This window comes from Nocardiopsis sp. NPDC101807 (genome assembly GCF_044766605.1).
Taxonomy (GTDB): Bacteria; Actinomycetota; Actinomycetes; order Streptosporangiales; family Streptosporangiaceae; genus Nocardiopsis; species Nocardiopsis tropica.
Map to the genome: position 1 here is coordinate 860,806 of NZ_JBIWMK010000001.1, position 17,885 is coordinate 878,690.

General features: G+C 72.9%; 12 protein-coding genes and 2 tRNA genes. 5 read left to right on the forward strand and 9 right to left on the reverse strand.

Features of this window, described 5'->3' with window-relative positions; all coding sequences use genetic code 11:
• Positions 1-532 precede the first annotated feature (532 nt).
• On the forward strand, positions 533-1,420 hold the full coding sequence (locus ACIRPH_RS03755; protein WP_402908797.1) for an SAM-dependent methyltransferase: 888 nt from the start codon (positions 533-535) through the stop codon (positions 1,418-1,420).
• 227 nt (positions 1,421-1,647) lie between these two features.
• Here the strand turns inward: ACIRPH_RS03755 and ACIRPH_RS03760 are convergent.
• Both ACIRPH_RS03760 and ACIRPH_RS03765 read right to left on the reverse strand, forming a co-directional pair.
• Positions 1,648-1,720, reverse strand: a tRNA-Asn gene (locus ACIRPH_RS03760).
• Between the two features lie 167 nt (positions 1,721-1,887).
• Positions 1,888-1,960, reverse strand: a tRNA-Asn gene (locus tag ACIRPH_RS03765).
• A gap of 156 nt (positions 1,961-2,116) precedes the next feature.
• Here ACIRPH_RS03765 and ACIRPH_RS03770 point away from each other — a divergent pair.
• Together ACIRPH_RS03770 and ACIRPH_RS03775 are read left to right on the forward strand one after the other, a co-directional pair.
• Positions 2,117-2,455: a hypothetical protein gene (locus tag ACIRPH_RS03770; RefSeq protein WP_402908799.1), complete on the forward strand. Its 339-nt coding sequence runs from the start codon at positions 2,117-2,119 to the stop codon at positions 2,453-2,455.
• A complete protein-coding gene (locus ACIRPH_RS03775; protein ID WP_267945930.1) occupies positions 2,452-2,979 on the forward strand; it encodes a hypothetical protein in 528 nt (175 codons plus the stop codon). Before ACIRPH_RS03770 ends, ACIRPH_RS03775 begins: the two co-directional genes overlap by 4 nt.
• 159 nt (positions 2,980-3,138) lie before the next feature.
• Here the strand turns inward: ACIRPH_RS03775 and ACIRPH_RS03780 are convergent, their stop codons facing one another.
• The 4 genes from ACIRPH_RS03780 to dnaG form a co-directional block, all read right to left on the reverse strand.
• Positions 3,139-6,108, reverse strand: coding sequence for an FAD-binding and (Fe-S)-binding domain-containing protein (locus ACIRPH_RS03780; RefSeq protein ID WP_402908802.1), 2,970 nt, complete (start codon positions 6,106-6,108; stop codon positions 3,139-3,141).
• Positions 6,109-6,297: 189 nt separating this feature from the next.
• On the reverse strand, positions 6,298-7,629 hold the full coding sequence (locus tag ACIRPH_RS03785) for a glycoside hydrolase family 18 protein (RefSeq protein WP_402908804.1): 1,332 nt from the start codon (positions 7,627-7,629) through the stop codon (positions 6,298-6,300).
• A gap of 152 nt (positions 7,630-7,781) precedes the next feature.
• Complete coding sequence (rpoD, locus tag ACIRPH_RS03790) at positions 7,782-8,915, reverse strand: RNA polymerase sigma factor RpoD (RefSeq protein ID WP_402908806.1); 1,134 nt, start codon at positions 8,913-8,915, stop codon at positions 7,782-7,784.
• A 56-nt stretch (positions 8,916-8,971) separates the two neighbouring features.
• Entirely contained in the window at positions 8,972-10,858 is a 1,887-nt protein-coding gene (gene dnaG / locus ACIRPH_RS03795) for a DNA primase (RefSeq protein WP_402908807.1), read from the reverse strand.
• Positions 10,859-11,017: 159 nt separating this feature from the next.
• Between dnaG and ACIRPH_RS03800 the strand changes: the two genes are divergently transcribed.
• Entirely contained in the window at positions 11,018-12,202 is a 1,185-nt protein-coding gene (locus ACIRPH_RS03800) for a hypothetical protein (protein WP_402908809.1), read from the forward strand.
• Positions 12,199-13,788 carry a VWA domain-containing protein gene (locus tag ACIRPH_RS03805; RefSeq protein ID WP_402908811.1) on the forward strand — a complete coding sequence of 530 codons (1,590 nt, stop codon included), beginning with the start codon at positions 12,199-12,201 and terminating at the stop codon, positions 13,786-13,788. The genes ACIRPH_RS03800 and ACIRPH_RS03805 overlap by 4 nt, the downstream gene beginning before the upstream one ends.
• 90 nt (positions 13,789-13,878) lie before the next feature.
• Here the strand turns inward: ACIRPH_RS03805 and mmsB are convergent, their stop codons facing one another.
• Genes mmsB through chvE form a run of 3 tightly spaced genes read right to left on the reverse strand, consistent with a single transcriptional unit; the run spans position 13,879 to position 17,851 of the window.
• Positions 13,879-15,162, reverse strand: coding sequence for a multiple monosaccharide ABC transporter permease (mmsB, locus tag ACIRPH_RS03810; RefSeq protein WP_402908813.1), 1,284 nt, complete (start codon positions 15,160-15,162; stop codon positions 13,879-13,881).
• A complete protein-coding gene (locus ACIRPH_RS03815; protein ID WP_402908815.1) occupies positions 15,159-16,763 on the reverse strand; it encodes an ATP-binding cassette domain-containing protein in 1,605 nt (534 codons plus the stop codon). Before ACIRPH_RS03815 ends, mmsB begins: the two co-directional genes overlap by 4 nt.
• Positions 16,760-17,851: a multiple monosaccharide ABC transporter substrate-binding protein gene (gene chvE, locus ACIRPH_RS03820; RefSeq protein WP_402908817.1), complete on the reverse strand. Its 1,092-nt coding sequence runs from the start codon at positions 17,849-17,851 to the stop codon at positions 16,760-16,762. The genes ACIRPH_RS03815 and chvE overlap by 4 nt, the downstream gene beginning before the upstream one ends.
• Between the last annotated feature and the right edge of the window lie 34 nt (positions 17,852-17,885).

Here is a 17,885-nt window from a genome sequence, read left to right on the forward strand (position 1 = left end):
CGGGGCCGGAGGAGGCCGTCCGGCGGCGGATCGGGGTGCGGGACCCGCGCCGGAGGAAGACGCCCCCCGGCCACCGTGCCTTTCGACGGCGCAATCCGTTTGCGAAGTGTGCCGCATTCCTCTCCGCCTCCGTTGATTTCCGCAGGCAGTGGGCACGCACGATAAATTGGCGTTCGATTCGTAGTACTCATCCCTTATCCCGGACGGGGCCCGGGCCACCTGCGACGGGCGCTTCCCGTGAACCCTTCCCGCACGCCACCGGAGCACCATCAGGGCTCGGAAGCCTCCCCGCAGCCCACCGTGGCAGGCGTTGCAGGGACCGAGCATCCGCCTTGATTCCTCACATAAAGGACATTACGCATATACGTCCTAGCCAACCCAAGTGTGCCGTAACGTACACGCCGGGTCTGCCCGGGACCGCGCGGACGCCGTTTTTTACCACCCGAGTCCGTGACTCGGTTAACAACCACGTCAACCGCGAATAGAATCCAGGGGTCGACCAAACTTCCCCACCTCAGACAAGAGGACGGCGATGTCTCGATTCACTTCCCCCGATTTCCTGAGGCAGGCGGGGGGCAAAAACGTCCGGGCCAACCCTCCGCCCGCCGTCGACCTGGCTCGTCCGAGCCTGGCGCGGCTCCGCTCCTTCCACCTCAAGGGCAAGGACCACTTCGAGGTCGATCGCGACCTGGCGAGCATGGCCGAACGCACCGCACCCGGTTTCCAGGACCTGGTCCTGGGCGAACGCGCCTTCCTCCAACGGGCCGTCCGCCACCTGGCCGAGAGCGAGGGCATCCGGCAGTTCATCCAGGTCGGCGCGGGCCTGCCCGCCCCCGGCGACCCCCACCAGATCGCTCAGGAGCACGCGCCGGGCGCACGCGTCCTCTACGCCACCGACGACCCCGTGGTGCTGACCCACCACCTGGCCCTGCTCCGCGACGGACACACCACCACCGCCGTGCGGGCCGGCCTGACCACCCCGCGCAGGCTCCTGGACGACCCCGAGACCCGGGCGTTCCTCGACCTGGAGCGACCCGTGGGGCTGCTGCTCACCGGGGTGGTCTCGCACACGTCCGACGCCGACTCCCCGGCCGAGCACATCGCGGCCCTGCGGGACTCCCTCGCGCCCGGCAGCCACATGGTCCTCAGCCACTACTGCCGCCCCGACCAGTCCTTCTTCCCCAAGGACCACGCGCGGGCCGAACAGCTGGAGAGGGTGTTCCTGGACCGGCTCGGCTCGGGCCGCTGGCGCACGCGCAAGGAGATCGAGGTCTTCTTCGAGGGCTGGCGGATCCCCGAACCCGGTCTGATCGAGGTCCAGCGCTGGCGCACGCTCCCCGTGGCCCCGCCGGTCCCGGGCTGCTACCAGATGCCGCAGCGCAACCGGCGGCTCATCATCGGCGGCATCGGCAGGATCTGACCGCCTCCGCTCCCCCTGGCCCGCGCTGGAGCCGTCGGCCCGGCAGCGGGAGGGGGCCGCCCCACAGGGCGGGAGGCGCCGGAGCGCCAGGACGGACCCGTGTGTTTGGTCGACCCCGACACCGCGCGGCGGGTGTCCGCGGGGACCGCGTCGCGGCGGTCCCCCGCAACGGTCCGTGGAACGAGACGAAGAGGGCCTCTCCGTGGGAGAGGCCCTCTTCGTGTGGGCTCCCGCGATTGGACTCGAACCAATGACCTGCCGGTTAACAGCCGGCTGCTCTGCCAATTGAGCTACGCGGGATCGTGCGCCCCCGCGACCCGGGGGCCGTGGCGACAGGACAAGCCTAGCGCCTCCCCCGGGGTGCTCGCGACGTGTTTTCCGGGGCCCGCACCGTGGGGAGCGGTCCGCGGGGCCCGGACACGCGGGAAGGGCCCGCCGGATCTCTCCGACGGGCCCTTCCCGGTACGCTCCCGCGATTGGACTCGAACCAATAACCTGCCGGTTAACAGCCGGCTGCTCTGCCAATTGAGCTACGCGGGATCGTGCGCCCCCGCGACCCGGGCCGTGGCGACACCACTAGCGTAGCGCCCCCGGAGAGTGCTCGTGACCGGTGTCGGCACGTGTGGCGGAGCGACGACAGGGTAACGTGCCAGGCACGGAACACGCCGATCGTCTCCAAGGTCTGAAGAGGGACCCATGCGCTACCGGATCACGTTCGTCGCCGGACTCGCCATCGGATACGTCCTGGGCGCCAAGGCGGGCAGGGCCCGCTACGAGCAGCTCGCCCGGACGGCCCGCAGGGTCGCGGACAGCCCCGTCGTCCAGGAGGTCGCCGGACTCGTCGGCGCCCAGGTCGGCAACGCGGGTCGCACCGTCTACGACAAGACGGTGGACAAGATGCCGATCACGTCTTTGCGCGACTTCCTCGCCCGGCCCACCGACGAGGAGATCGAACTCGTCGAGTGGGAGACCCGGGCGTCCAACGGCGCCCAGCCCGAGAACGGGCGCTCCGACGACGGGGCGGACCGCCCGTGACGCTGTTCCGCCGCGGCGTCCCCGCGGGGGTCCGCGCCGGGCTGGAGCGGGGCGAGCGCGTGCTGGCGCACGCGCCCGTCGCCGTTCCGGCCGGGCGGGACGCCGGCGAGCAGGTGCTCGTCACCACCACGCGCGCCCTGTACCTGCCCGGCGGGCGGGCCGTGCCCTGGGAGGACATCGACCGGGCGAGCTGGACCCCCGACACCTTCAGGTTCACGGAGGAGGGGGCGGGCGAGCACACGGTCCGCCTGCGCTCCGACCCGGCCGCCGACGGCGTCGACTACCGCCGCCTGGCGGAGACCGTCGCCGAGCGCGTCACCGCGACCATCCTGGTCAACCGCTTCGTGCCGTTCCCCGGCGCCGGCTCCACCACCGGTTTCCGGCTGGTGGCGCGCCGTCCGCCCGGCGGCGCCGACGTGGACTGGCGCGTCCACCTGGGCGAGGGCGTCGACCCGGACGACCCGCGCCTGTCCGACGCCGTCTCCCGGGCGCTGTCGGCCCTGCACGACCAGATGGGCGTCTAGGACGTGTTCCGCGGACACTCGCCCTGCTGCGCGTCGCCCCGGCACGCCCCTCGCGGCGTTCTCCTCCGTCGACAGGACCCCACCCTGACTCCCTCGTCGGCCTTGCGATGAACGCACCGGATGCGCCGCTCGCGACGGACAGCATCCACGGAACACGCCCTAAGACGTGCCGCCGGGGCGGGACGGGCGCCGGTCGAGCCCTCGGGCGAGGACCTCCGCCAGGTGCAGCGCCCTGCGCCCCGTCCCCTGCGCGATCTGGGTGCGGCAGCTGTAGCCGTCGGCGAGCACCAGGGTCTCCGGGGAGGCCTCCCGCACCCGGGGCAGCAGCTCGCGCTCCCCGATGGCCCTGGAGACCTCGTAGCGGCCCTCCGTGAACCCGAAGTCCCCCGCGAGCCCGCAGCAGCCCGAGTCCAGGACCTCCCCGTCGATCCCGGCCCTGGCGATGAGCGCGCGGTCGGCGTCGAACCCGATGACCGCGTGCTGGTGGCAGTGCACCTGGGCCAGCGCGGAGGCCGGTATCCGGGGCGGCCGCCAGTCGGGCGCGTACTCCTCCAGGAAGCCCGCCAGGGTGTGCACGGACGCGGCCACGCGCTCGCTCTCCGGGCCCGGCAGCAGCTCCAGCAGGTCGTGGCGGAGCGCCGCGGTGCAGCTGGGCTCCAGGCCCACCACCGGCAGCCCCTCCTCGACCAGCGGGGCCAGGGCGCGCACCGCGCGGCGCATGACGGCGCGCGCCACGTCGAGCTGCCCCGTGGACACCCATGTCAGTCCGCAGCACACCTGTCCCCGGGGCAGGACGACGGTGAACCCGGCGTCCTCCAGGACCCGCACGGCGGCGGCGGGCACGCCCGGGTTCATGTGGTTGCCGAAGGTGTCCGGCCACAGCACCACCCTCGGCCCCCCGCGGCGCGCCTCCCCCCGGGCGGCCCGGCGGCGGAAGGCGCGGGTGAAGGTGGTGCGGGCGAACGACGGCAGGTCGCGCTCGGCCGCCACGCCGGCGACCCTCTTCGCCAGGCGGGAGACCCCCGGCAGCCGGGCGGCGCGGTCGGCCTCGGCCGGGGCCAGGGCCGCCATCCGCGCCCAGAGCGGCAGCCAGCCCATCGAGTAGTGGGCCGCCGGGCGCACCCGGTTGCGGTAGTGCTGGTGGAGGAACTCGGCCTTGTAGCTCGCCATGTCCACGTTGACGGGGCAGTCGCTCAGGCACCCCTTGCAGGACAGGCACAGGTCGAGGCTCTCGCGCACCTCCTCCGAGCGCCACCCGTCCGTGACGACCTCACCCCTGGCCATCTCGAACAGCAGGTGGGCGCGGCCCCGCGTGGAGTGCTTCTCCTCCTGGGTGACCTGGTAGCTGGGGCACATGACGCCCGGCCCGGACTGGCGGCGGCACTTGCCGATCCCGGAGCAGCGGCGCAGCGCACCGGCGGGATCGCCGCCGTCGTCGCCGTAGGCCAGGGTCGCCCGCGACAGGAGCGGCAGCGGTGTCGCGCCCCGTTCCGGGGGTGCCTGCCGGGGCGGGGCGGTGTCGGCGGCCACCCTGATGTCGGCGTCGAGCGGGAGGGGGTCGACGATGATGCCGGGGTTCATGAGGCCGGCGGGGTCCCAGACGCGCTTGAACTCCCCGAAGGCGCGGATCAGCCCCTCGGGGTACATGCGGGCCAGGAGCTCGGACCGGGCCTGGCCGTCGCCGTGCTCGCCGGACAGGGAGCCGCCGTGCCGGACCACCGTGTCGGCGGCCTCCTCCATGAACGCCCGGTACTCCCGCCGGCCGCGCTCGTGGGTGAGCTCGAAGTCGATGCGCACGTGGAGGCAGCCGTCGCCGAAGTGCCCGTAGACCACCCCGAAGCGGCCGTGGCGCTCCATGAGGGCGTCGAAGTCGCGCAGGTAGGCGCCGAGGTTCTCCGGCGGGACCGCCGCGTCCTCCCAGCCCGACCAGGCGTCCGCCCCGGCGGGGGTGCGCTGGGTGAGCCCGGCGCCCTCCTCGCGGATGCGCCAGAGCGCCCTCTGGTGGGCCGGGTCGGAGACGACGCCGGCGTCCTGGGGTCGGGAGGCGGGGGGAAGGCCGGCGAGCATGCGTTCGGCGGCCTCGGCGGCTCCGGCGGGGTCCTGCCCGGCGATCTCCACCAGGAGCCAGGCGCCGCCCTCGGGGAGGGGGACCCTGGCGCGGGTCCCGTGCAGGTCCAGGGCCGCGACCATGCGGTCGTTGATGCCCTCGACGGTGAGGGGGGCGTGGCCGAGGAGGTCGGGGACCGCGTCCGCGGCCGAGGCGGCGTCCGGGTAGCCGAGGACCGCCAGGGCCCGGGCCGGCGGCGACTCGACGAGGCGGACCGTGGCGCCGAGGACGAACGCGCAGGTGCCCTCGGTGCCGACGAGCGCGGCGGCGACGTTGCGGCCCTTCTCCGGGAGCAGCCGGTCCAGGGCGTAGCCGGAGACGCGGCGCCGGAACTCGGGCATGGCGGTGCGCAGCTCGGCCCGGTGCGCGTCGACGAGGCGGGCCAGGGCGGCGTGGATCTCTCCCTCGCGCCCGGGGCGCCGGGTGAGGGCCTCGAACTCCTCCGCGGTGTCGGAGGAGCCGACGGTGAGGCGGGTGCCGTCGCTGAGCAGCAGGTCGAGGGAGACGATGTTGTCGGCGGTGGTCCCCCAGGCCACGGAGTGGGAGCCGCAGGCGTTGTTGCCGACCATGCCGCCGATGGTGCAGCGGCTGTGGGTGGAGGGGTCGGGCGCGAAGGTCAGCCCGTGTTCGGCGGCGGCGGCGCGCAGGTCGTCGAGGATGACGCCGGGCTGCACGGTGGCGGTGCGGGCCCCCGGGTCGATGCGCTCGATGGCGCGTAGGTGGCGGGAGGTGTCGATGACGACGCCGGTGCCGATGGCGTTGCCCGCGATGGACGTGCCGCCGCCCCTGGGGATGACGGGTACTCCGTGCGCCGCGCAGGCCCGGACGGCGGCCACGCAGTCGTCGACGGTCTCGGGCACGACCACCGCGAGGGGGACGCGCCGGTAGTTGGAGGCGTCGGACGTGTAGAGGGCGCGGGCGCCCGCGTCGAAGGAGACCGTGCCCCGGATGCTGCTCTCCAGGTCGAGGCGGAGTCCGGCGACGTCGGTTCGGGCGCTGGTACTGCTGTGCGGGTCGGCCATGGTGCCCAGGGTGGCGCGGCCGGCGGCGGCCCCGCAACCGTGCCGCGCGGATCCGTGCCGGCGGGGCGGGCGGGGGCCGCGGGGGCCGGGGGCGGAGGACAGGGCGCGGGCCCAGGAGAGCGGGAAGGGTACACGGGCGGAGGACAGGGCGCGGGCCCGGGCGGGCGGGGCCTTCGTCCGGGCCGGCGGTCAGCCCCCGAGCGAGGCGTCCATGGCGCGCACCAGGGCTCCGTCGGGGTCCATGTCGAGGTTCCACACCATGAGCCCGCCCAGGCCCCGGTCGAGCACGTACTCGCCCTTGAGGGCGATCACGTCGGGGTTGTCGTAGGTCCACCACTCGTCGCCGTCGTGGACCCAGTAGGCGCCGGCCTCCTCGTCCAGGTGGCGGCGCCCCTCCAGTTCCTCCAGGTCGCCGAAGGCCATGGTGGGGCCGTCGTAGTGGTCGTCGGCGGGCCCCGAGGCCGTCTGGCCGCGCCCTCCGTCCCGGTCGGAGCGCACGCCCTGCCAGCCCCGGCCGAAGGCGGGGACGCCCATCACCAGCTTCTCCGGGGGCGCCCCCATGTCGAGGTAGCGCCGGATCGCGGCGTCGACGCTGTTGGCGTCCGGCTGGGAGGCGGGCGCGAACAGGTTCGAGTGGTGGGCGGTCCCGTCGCTCCACGGCCCGGCGAAGTCGTAGCCCTGCACGGTGGCGAAGTCCACCTCCCCGAAGATCGCGGGGTCGTAGGTCCCGCTGGTCCCCGCCGCGCCGGACAGGGACACCGACAGGACGTACTCCTCCCCCGTCTCCGCGGACAGCTCGTCGAGTTGGCGGCGGAACTCGGCGACCAGCAGGGTGAAGTTGGCGGCGTCGTCGGGATGCTCGACGTTGTCCGGGTGCCCGGCTCCCCCGGGCCACTCCCAGTCCAGGTCGATGCCGTCGAAGACCCCGGCGGCCACTCCGTCGCCGCCTTGGGGCTCGCCGCCGCGGACCGGGAGGTCGCCCCGCAGCCACAGGTCCACGCAGGAGGCCGCGAAGGCCTCGCGGGACTCCTCGGTGCGCGCCGCGACCGAGAAGTGGGTCGACCAGTTCCAGCCGCCCAGGGAGAGGCTGGCCCCCAGGTCCGGGTGGCGCTCGCGCAGCCGGCGCAGCTGGTTGAGCCCGCCCGCGAGCTCCTGCTCGTACTCGTCGGGCTCGCCGCCGACGCTCTCGTCCCCCTCGTACCTGCGCTGGTACAGCTCCCACGGCTGGTCGTGGGTGTCGGGGACGTGGCAGAGCCCCTCCGGGCTGACCGCCCCGAACGCCCACATGAGCCGGGTCAGGCGGTCGGCGGAGCCGCTGTCCTCGAACTCCTTGAGGGTGTATCCGCGGTTGGCCACGTTCCAGTCGGCGAAGTACCCGATGCGCTCGGGGTTCTTCGCGGTCGCGACCGCGAAGAGCCCCGTGACCAGTGCTCCGGCGGTGACGACGGCCCCCAGGGCGAGGAGCGGGGAGCGCCGCCCGGAGAGGTCCGGGGTGTGCGGCTGGTTCGGGGTGGCGGTCACCCCTCGACGTTAGGGGCCGGGGGCGGCGGGCACCGGAGGTTCGGCCCATGTCGGCCACATGAGGCCGTTCCCGCCGCGGCGGGGAACCCTGGGGGCGGCCCGTGCGTTGATCTCCGGGTCCCGGGCGTGGACGGGCAGGAGGCGCGCGGCGGTCAGTCGCCCGTGATGTAGTCGCGCAGGGCGCCGGCCCGGGAGGGGTGCCGGAGCTTGGCCAGGGTCTTGGCCTCGATCTGGCGGATGCGTTCGCGGGTCACCCCGAACTCGCGGCCGACCTCCTCCAGGGTGTGCGGGTGCCCGTCGGCCATCCCGAAGCGCAGTCGGATGATGCGCCGCTCACGGTCGGACAGGTCGCCGAGGATGGCGTGCAGCTGCTCCTGGAGCAGGGTGAAGGCCACCGCCTCGACCGGGACGACCGCGTCGGAGTCCTCGATGAAGTCGCCGAAGTCGGAGTCCTCGTCGCCGATCGGCGCCTGGAGCGACACGGGCTCCCGGGCGATCCGCTGGATCTCCACGACCCGGGCCCCGACGCATCCGGCGGCAGAGGAGACCTCCGCGGTGCTCGGTTCGCGCCCGAGCTGCTGGTGGAGCTGGTGCTGCACCCGGACGAGTTTGTTGATCGTCTCGACCATGTGGACGGGGATGCGGATCGTGCGCGCCTGGTCCGCTATCGCCCGGGTGATGGCCTGCCTGATCCACCACGTCGCGTAGGTGGAGAACTTGAACCCCTTGGCGTAGTCGAACTTCTCGACGGCGCGGATCAGTCCGAGGTTGCCCTCCTGGACGAGGTCGAGGAAGAGCAGGCCCCTCCCCATGTACCGCTTGGCGATCGACACGACCAGTCGGAGGTTGGACTCGATCAGGCGTCTCTTGGCCCGCCCTCCCTCCTCCACGAGGACGGCGAGCTCCTCCGGCGAGCACGCGCCGTCGGCGCACGACCGGCGCTGCGCGTACAGGCCGACCTCGACGGCCCTGGCGAGCTCGACCTCCTGTTCGGCGGTGAGCAGCGGCACCCGGCCGATCTCGCGCAGGTACAGGCGCACCAGGTCCGATCCGGAGCGGCGCGCGCCGTCGGGGGGCTGGGCGGCCTCGTCGGGGTCGGAGACCTCGATGCCGATCCGGGTGAGGTGGGCGACCGTCCGGTCCAGCGACTCCGGCGGCGCGTCCAACCGCTCCAGGGCCGAGGCGACCTCGCTCCGGCTGACCGCCCCGCCACCGGTGTCGGGGAGCAGTCCGGCCACCTGGCGAATGGGCGGCATTTCGTTGGTCGCAACCGTGGGAGACACCATCCCATTGTGCCCTTTCGGGCACAGGAAAAGGGAGAACTACTATTGTCACCCCGGTGCTACATACCGTCCGCCAACTCGTCCTGGAAGGCACGTTTTTCCTGCTGGAGCGCCATGAGTTCGGTCAATACCCGCTGTTGTTCCTCGACCTGGGAACCCGATCCCAGGCGGGACAGCTCTGATCTCAGGTTTGACTCGCGCCGGTTGATGGAATGAGTTCTGATTGTGCTCAGCATTTGCCGCGCGTAATGCTCGTCGAGTTCTCCGTAGAACTCCACCTGCTCGACCGCCAGCCGGGTGAGGAAGTCCCGCTGGGTCTCGTTGGGGGCGGCCTCCCGCAGGGCGCTCACCCACGCGGCGGGGTCGTGCGCGGCGGCCACTCCCCCCGCGGCGATGATGAGCTGGAGCACCGCCTTGTGCTGGGGGACGGTGAAGTCCTCGTCGGTGAACTTGTCGAAGCCGACGGCCAGGGACGGGTACTGGAGGGCGATCTTGAGCGCCTGGCGCTCGCGGAGCAGGGACTGGTCGTTCAGGTTGTACGGGGCGTCCTGCGCGTCGGGGGTGGGGACGGGGCGCGCCGCGGGCGCGGCCGTCCGCCCCTCCTGCGCGCCTCCCCTGCGGATGTGCTGGTTGACGCGGCGCAGCACGAAGGACTCGTCCAGGATGCCGAGCCAGCGGTCCAGGTTGGTGCCGTAGAGCCTGCGCACCCCCGCGTTGCGGATGCTGGCGACCACCGGCGCGGCGGCGTCCAGCGCGGCGATGCGGCCCTCGGGCGCGGAGAGGTCGTAGTCCTCGATGACCTTGCGGATCATGAACTCGTACAGGGGCGCGGGGTTGTCGACGAGGTCGGCCACCGCCTGGTCCCCGTGGCGGAGCCGCAGGTCGCAGGGGTCGAGCCCGTCGGGCTGGACGGCGACGAAGGTCTCGGAGGCGAAGCCGTGCTCCTCGGCGAAGGCGCGCACGGCGGCCTTCTGGCCGGCCGCGTCGCCGTCGAACGTGAACACGACCCGGCCGCCCTGGTTGGAGCGGCCCAGGAGCATGCGGCGCAGGATCTTGAGGTGGTCCTCGCCGAAGGAGGTGCCGCACGTGGCGACCGCGGTGGTCACCCCCGCCAGGTGGCAGGCCATGACGTCGGTGTAGCCCTCGACGATGACCGCCTGGCTCTTCTGGGAGATGTCGCGCTTGGCCAGGTCGAGGCCGTACAGCAGCCGCCCCTTGTGGAAGATGGGGCTCTCCGGCGAGTTGAGGTACTTGGGCCCGTCCTCGGCCGGGTCGAGCTTGCGCGCGCCGAAGCCGACGACCTCCCCGGTGACCTCGCGGATGGGCCACAGGAGCCGGTTGCGGAAGCGGTCGTAGGCCCCCCGCCGCCCCTGGCTGGCCAGCCCGCCCTCGATCAGCTCCTGGTCGGTGAAGCCCTTGCGGCGCAGGTGCGCGGTGAGGTTCTCCCATCCGGCGGGCGCGTAGCCCAGGCCGAAGTGCTCGGCGTGGACGCGGTTGAAGCCGCGCTCGTCGAGGAAGCGGCGGGCGGTCACGGCCCCGGCGGTGAGGAGCTGCTCGGCGAAGTACTCCGCGGCGGCGCGGTGCGCGTCGAGGAGGCGCTGCCGTTTGCCCGAGTCGTGCCGCGCCGTGCTGCGGCCGCCCTCCTCGTAGCGCAGTGTGACGCCGACCTGGCGGGCGAGCGACTCGACGGCCTCGGCGAAGCTGAGGCTGTCGATCTTCTGCAGGAAGGAGATGGTGTCCCCGCCCTCCCCGCAGCCGAAGCAGTACCAGAGGTTCTTGGAGGGGGTGACGTTGAAGGAGGGGGACTTCTCGTCGTGGAAGGGGCACAGTCCCTTCAGCGAGCCGCCTCCCGCGTTGCGGAGCTGGAGGTACTCGCCGATCACGTCCGCGATGGGCGCGCGTTCGCGTACGAGCGCGATGTCTTCGTCTCTGATCCGGCCTGCCACGGTCCCCAGGGTAGTTCTCCCCCGGGACGTTCCGACCGCCGTCCGGGACGCCGCGGGTTCTCCCGCCGTCCACGCCCCTGACACCGGCGGGTCGGCTCCCCGCCGGCCGGGCCTGGGAGGGTGCGACCACCACCGGTCCAACCGAGGAGGGACGACGCGGTGCCTGGCATCCCCCACCGGCCCGGCCGCACCAGGACGTTGTTCGTCGTGGCCGCCGGAACAGTCATCGCGGCGCTGCTCGCGGCCATCGGCGTGGTCCTGGTCGACCGCTTCCTCGGGGACCGGCGACCGGTCGAGGGGATCGTCGGATCGGAGAAGGTCGCGTTCTTCGAGGACGAGCGCGTCGTGGAGAGGTTCGGCGAGCTGGGGTACGAGGTGCGGGTGCGTCCGCGCGGATCGCGCCTGCTGGCGGAGGAGCCCGGCGACGCGGACTTCGTCTCCCCCGGCTCCCGGCACCTGGCCGAGCGCGCCAGGGAGCTCAACGGGGTCACCGCCGAGTACCAGCCGTTCAGCACCCCGATGGTCCTCCTCGCCTACGAGCCGATGGTCCGGGCCCTGGAAGGGGCCGGGGTCGCCCGGCGGGCCGAGGACGGCGCGTGGGAGTTCGACATGGCGGCCTACCTGGAGCTGGCGGAGGAGCGGACCCGCTGGCGCGACCTGCCCGGCGACTCGGTGAGCTCCAGCAACCGCAACGAGGTCCTGATCCGGACCACCGACCCGCGCACCTCCAACTCGGCCGCCATGTACGTGGCCGTCCTCTCCTACCTGCTCAACGGTGAGGAGACCGTGTCCCCGGGTCCGGCGGACCGGGAGATCGTCGACACGCTCTCCCGGCTCTTCCTCGCCCAGGGCCAGCCGCCCGAGTCCTCGCAGCAGCCCTTCGAGCAGTTCCGGGACCTGGGCGCGGGCCACACGCCGCTGGTGTGGGTCTACGAGTCCCAGTACGTCCACGCCATGGTGGAGGGCCCCGCCCCGGCGGACGGCGTGGTGGTGCTCTACCCGGGGCCGACCGTGTACGCCGAGCACACCGTCGTCCCCCTCACCGGGGCGGGCGACGAGGTCGGGCGCCTGCTGACCGGGGACGCGGAGCTCCAGGCGCTGGCCGCCGGCCACGGGTTCCGCACCGAGGACACCCGGCACTTCCGGGCCCTGGTGGACGAGCACGGCCTCCCCCTCCGCGCACAGGTCGCCGACGTGGTCCACCCGCCCGCCTACGAGGCCCTGGAGGCCCTGCTGACCGGTATCGAGGACGCCTACACGAGCAGCGGGATGCGTCCGCCCGCGGACGACGGGGAGGGCACGGGCCGCGCCGGCGGCGGCGCGGCGGCGGGAGGGGCGGGATGAGGTCCCCGACGGCTTCCGCGGCGGGCGCCGCGGCCCTGGCCCTGGCCCTGGCGGCGGGGGCGTGCACGGTCCCGGGCGGGTCCGCGGCCACCCTGAGGGTGCTGGCGGGCAGCGAGATCGCCGACCTGGAACCCCTGCTGGAGGAGGTCTCCGGGCGGACCGGCGTGACCGTGGAGCTGGACTACACCGGCACCCTGGACGGACTCGCCCGGGTGGCCGGGGGCGACACCGACGGGTACGACGCCGTCTGGTTCGGCTCGAACCGCTACCTGCACCTGGACGGGGGCGGCAGGACGGCCGTGCACACCGAGACCCCCGTCATGGTCTCCCCCGTGGTCCTGGGCGTGACCGAGTCGCGCGCGGACGAGCTGGGGTGGACCGGCGGCGCGGAGGTGACCTGGGCGGACGTGAGCGGGGCCGTCGCGGAGGAGGGGCTGACCTACGGGATGACCCACCCCGGCGCCTCCAACTCCGGCTTCTCGGCGCTGATCGGCGTCGCCTCGGCCCTGGCCGACACGGGCGCCGCCCTGGAGAGCCGGGACGTGGAGAGGGTCCGCCCGGAGCTGGAGGAGTTCTTCGGGGGCCAGGAGGTCACCGCGGGCTCGTCCGGATGGCTGTCGGAGGCGTTCGAGCGGCGCGCCCGCGAGGGGCGGCCGGTGGACGGCCTGATCAACTACGAGTCGGTGCTGCTGTCGCTGAACGCCTCCGGCGCGCTGGAGGAGCCTCTGGCTCTGGTGCACCCCGCGGACGGCGCGGTGACGGCCGACTACCCGCTGACACTGCTGGCGGACCCCTCGGAGGACGCCGAGTCCGCGTACGGGCGCCTGGTCGAGGACCTGCTGTCGGGCCCGACCCAGCAGCGGATCGCCGACGACACGTGGCGCCGCCCGGTCTCCCCGGACGCGGTGCTGCGGGCGCAGGCCCCGCCCCTGGTGGAGCTGCCCTTCCCCGCCCACAGGCAGGTGGTGGACGACCTGGTCGCCGACTACGTCGGCGTCCTGCGCCGTCCGGCGCGCACCGTGTACGTGCTGGACGTGTCGGGGTCGATGGAGGGCGGGCGCATCCGGGAGCTGCGGTCGGCCCTGGTGGCCCTGACGGGCGCGGACGGCGGGTCCCTGGCCCGGCGGACGCAGGCGTTCCAGGAGCGGGAGGAGATCACGCTGCTGCCGTTCGCCACCGAGCCCGGCGAGCCGCGCACGTTCGTGATGGAGCCCGGGTCCGCGGACGCGGTCGCGGAGGACGTGGCGGAGGAGGTCCGGTCCCTGGAGGCCGACGGCGAGACGGCCACCTACGACGCGCTGCGGGAGGCGTACGCGCTGCTGGAGGGCGGTTCCGGCGACCACCTGACGTCGGTGGTGCTGATGACCGACGGCGAGGTGAACCTGGGTTCGGACCTGGAGGACTTCCGGCTCTCCCTGGAGGGGCTGTCGCCGGAGGCGGCGGCCGCGCCCGTCTTCACGGTGCTGTTCGGCGAGTCGGACGAGTCGGAGATGTCGAGCGTCGCCGAGGTGACGGGCGGCCGGGTCTTCGACGCCCGCGAGCAGGACCTCGAACAGATCTTCCGGGAGATCCGCGGCTACCAGTAGGGCTCGCGGGGCGGCGCCCTCGGCCGCCGTCCGCGGCGGCCCGGCGGCGCCGTGCGGGGAAGCGGTCCGCTCCCCCGCACGGCGCGGTCCTCAGGGCCCCGCGCGGACACCTCCCTCCCCGGACGGGGACGGGTCCTCCGCCTTCGGGCCGGCTCCCCGGGCCGTCCCGCCCGGGGGCCTCACATCGAGGGTGCGCCCCACGGTGACGCGGCGCTTGTTGTAGATGTCGAACGCCACCGCGAGCAGCAGAACCAGGCCCTTGATGAGCTGCTGCCAGTCCACGCCGAGGCCGATCAGCGACATGCCGTTGTTGAGCACGCCCATGACCAGGGCTCCGACCACGGCCCCGACGACGGTGCCCACGCCCCCGGCGGCGGACGCCCCGCCGATGAAGGCCGCGGCGATCGCGTCCAGCTCGAACATGGTCCCCGCGCCCGGGGTGGCCGCGTTGAGCCGTCCCGTGAACACGAGGCCGGCGAGGGCGGAGAGCACGCCCATGTTGACGAACACCCAGAACGTGGTGCGGCGCGTCCTGATCCCCGACAGCGCCGCGGCCTGTTCGCTGCCCCCGACGGCGTACACGCGGCGGCCGGCGGTCGTGGACCGCATGACGAACGAGTAGCAGGCGATGAGGGCGACCAGCAGCAGTCCCACGAGGGGGAGCCCGTTGTACTGGGCCAGAACGTAGGCGAACACCATGATGACCACGGCGGTCACCGCCGAGACCAGCACCGTGACCGCGCGCGGCGCCGTGGGCAGCTCGTGCCTGAGGTCGCGCGCCCGCGAACGCCACTGGATCCACACCACGGCCGCGGCGCCGGCCGCGCCCAGCAGGAGGGTCGGCAGGTGCAGGCCCAGGACCTCGACGTCCGGCAGGAAGCCGCTCGCCATGTTCCGCAGCGAGGTGGGCAGCGGGGCGATGGACTCCCCGCCCAGCACGGCCAGGGTCGCCCCGCGGAAGACGAGCATCCCGGCGAGGGTCACGATGAACGCGGGCACGCGCACGTACGCGATCCAGAACCCCTGCCAGGCGCCGATGAGGGCGCCCAGGAGCAGGGCCGCGGGGACGACCACGACCGTGGGCAGCCCCCACGACGTGAGCATGATGGCCGAGACCGCGCCCGTGAACGCCACCACCGAGCCGACCGACAGGTCGATGTGCCCGGTGACGATGACCAGCATCATCCCGATCGCCAGGATCAGGATGTAGGAGTTCTGCATGATCAGGTTGGTGACGTTGAGCGGGGTCAGCAGCAGGCCCCCGGTGAGGACCTGGAACAGCACGATGATCGCCACCAGGGCGACGGCCATGCCGTACTGCCGCGCGTTGGCCCGCATCAGGGTCGTGGCGAGTGTCAACGGACGGGTGGTCATCGCGGGCTCCTCGGGTCGGTCCGGTCCTGGTCGCCGGTCCGTGTCATGAGTCTCATGAGGGTCTCCTGGTCGGCCTCCTCGCCCGGGACCTCGCCGGTGATCCGGCCCTCGCACAGGGTGAGGATCCGGTCGCACATGCCGAGGAGCTCGGGGAGCTCCGAGGAGATGAACAGCACGCACGCGCCCTCGGCGGCGAGCCTGCGCACGATCAGGTAGATCTCGTACTTGGCCCCGACGTCGATGCCCCGGGTGGGCTCGTCGAGGATGAGCAGGTCGGGCCGCGTGAACAGCCACTTGCCGAGCACGACCTTCTGCTGGTTGCCGCCGCTGAGGGTGCGCACCGTCTGGGTGGCGCCGTGGCTGCGGACGCGCATCCGCTCGCTCATGCGCGCCGCCTCCACCGCCTCCAGCCCGGGGTCGAGGACCCCGCGGGAGGAGACCCGGTCCAGGGCCGCCATGGTGGTGTTGTGGCGGATGTCGTCGTCCAGGATGAGACCGAGCGTCTTGCGGTCCTCGGGGACGTAGGCGACGCCGCCGCGGATCGCGGCGGCCACGGTGCCGGTGTCCAGCTCCTCCCCGTCCTTGGTCAGGCTGCCCCTGACACGGCGCCCGTAGGAGCGGCCGAACAGGTTCATGGCGAACTCGGTGCGCCCCGCGCCCATGAGCCCGGCGAGCCCGACCACCTCCCCGCGCCGCACGGTGAGGCCGACCCCGTCGACCATGAGCCGCCCCGGCTGGGTCGGGTGCGCCACCGTCCAGTCGCGGACCTCGAAGCGCGTCCCCCCGATCTCGCCGACCCGCTCGGGGTAGCGCTGGTCCAGGTCGCGGCCGACCATCCCCCGGATGATGCGGTCCTCGTCGACGGAGGGCGTCCCGTCCTCGCCCCGCTCCACCGCCAGGGTCTCCACGGCGCGGCCGTCCCTCAGGATGGTGATCTCGTCGCTGACCCGGACGACCTCGCCGAGCTTGTGCGAGATGAGGATGCAGGTCACCCCCTCGTCCCGGAGCCCGAGGAGCAGGTCCAGGAGCCGGTCGCTCTCCACCTCGGTCAGGGCCGAGGTCGGCTCGTCGAGGATGAGCAGCCGCACCCGCTTGGCGAGCGCCTTGGCGATCTCCACGAGCTGCTGGGCGCCCACGCTGAGGGCCGACACGGGCGTGGTGGGGGCCTCGTCCAGGCCGACCCGCCGCAGGAGCGCGCGCGCCTCGGCGTGGGTGGCCCCCCAGTCGACGATGCCGCGCCGGGCCCTCTCGTGGCCGAGGAAGATGTTCTCGCCGACCGACAGCTGGGGGACGAGCGCCAGCTCCTGGTGGATGATGGCGATGCCGGCGCGCTCGCTGTCGGCGACCCCCGCGAAGGCGCAGGGGTCGCCGTCGACGAGGATCTCGCCGTCGTAGGAGCCCGCCGGGTGGACCCCGCTGAGCACCTTCATCAGCGTGGACTTCCCGGCGCCGTTCTCGCCCATGAGGGCGTGGACGCTCCCGTGTCCGACGCTCAGCGACACGCCGTCCAGGGCGCGCACGCCGGGGAACTCCTTGCGGATGTCGCGCATCAGCAGCAGTGGCCTGCCGGTGGGTACCGGTCGTGTCTGCGTCTCGCTCATTCGAGGTCGGACTCCTCGTAGTAGCCGCTGCCGACCAGTTCCTCCTCGTAGTTGTCGATGTCCACCGACACCGGCTCGAGCAGGAAGGCGGGGACCACCTTGACCCCGTTGTCGTAGCTCTCGGTGTCGTTGACCTCGACGTCCTCCTCGGCGAGGAGGGACTCGACCATGTCGACCGTCTGGGCTGCCAGGGCCCGGGTGTCCTTGAAGACGGTCTGGGTCTGCTCGCCCGCGATGATCGACTTGACCGAGGACACCTCGGCGTCCTGGCCGGTGATGACGGGCAGGGGCCTGTCCCCGCTCCCGTAGCCGACCGCCCTCAGGGACTCGATCACGCCGAGGCTGATGCCGTCGAAGGGCGACAGGACGGCGTCCACCTCCTCGTCGGAGTAGTGGGCGCTGAGGAGGTTGTCCATCCGGGCCTGGGCGACGGCGCCGTCCCAGCGCTCGGTGGAGATCTGGTTCATGGAGGTCTGCCCGCTGCGGACGACCAGCGTCTCGTCGTCGATGTAGGGCTGGAGCACGTTCATCGCGCCGTCGTTGAAGAAGAAGGAGTTGTTGTCGTTGAGCGGGCCGCCGAACAGCTCGATGTCGAAGGGCCCCTCCTCGTTCTCCAGGTCCAGGGCGTCGACGATGTAGTCGCCCTGGAGCTCGCCGACCCGGAGGTTGTCGAAGGTGGCGTAGTAGTCGACGTGCTCGCTGTCGAGGATGAGGCGGTCGTAGGCGATCACGGGGATGTCGTTGTCCGCCGCCATGTCGAGGACGTCGCCCAGGGCGGCGCCGTCGATCGCGGCGATCACCAGGACGTCGACGCCCCGGGTGATCATGTTCTCGATCTGGGAGATCTGGTCCTGCACCACGTCCTCGGCGAACTGGAGGTCGGTGCCGAAGCCGCGCTCCTCGAACTCCTCGACCATGTTGGCGCCGTCGGCGATCCAGCGCTCCGACGACTGGGTGGGCATGGAGATGCCGATGGTTCCGGCCTCCCCCTCGGGGCGGGCGGCGTCCCCTACCCCGCCGCAGGCGGTGAGCAGGAGCGACGCCCCTATGACTGCCAGGGCCGGGAGGGCCCTCCGGTGGTCTCGCATGTGCTGGTTCCTCTTTCCTTCCGGTGGGGGGTGG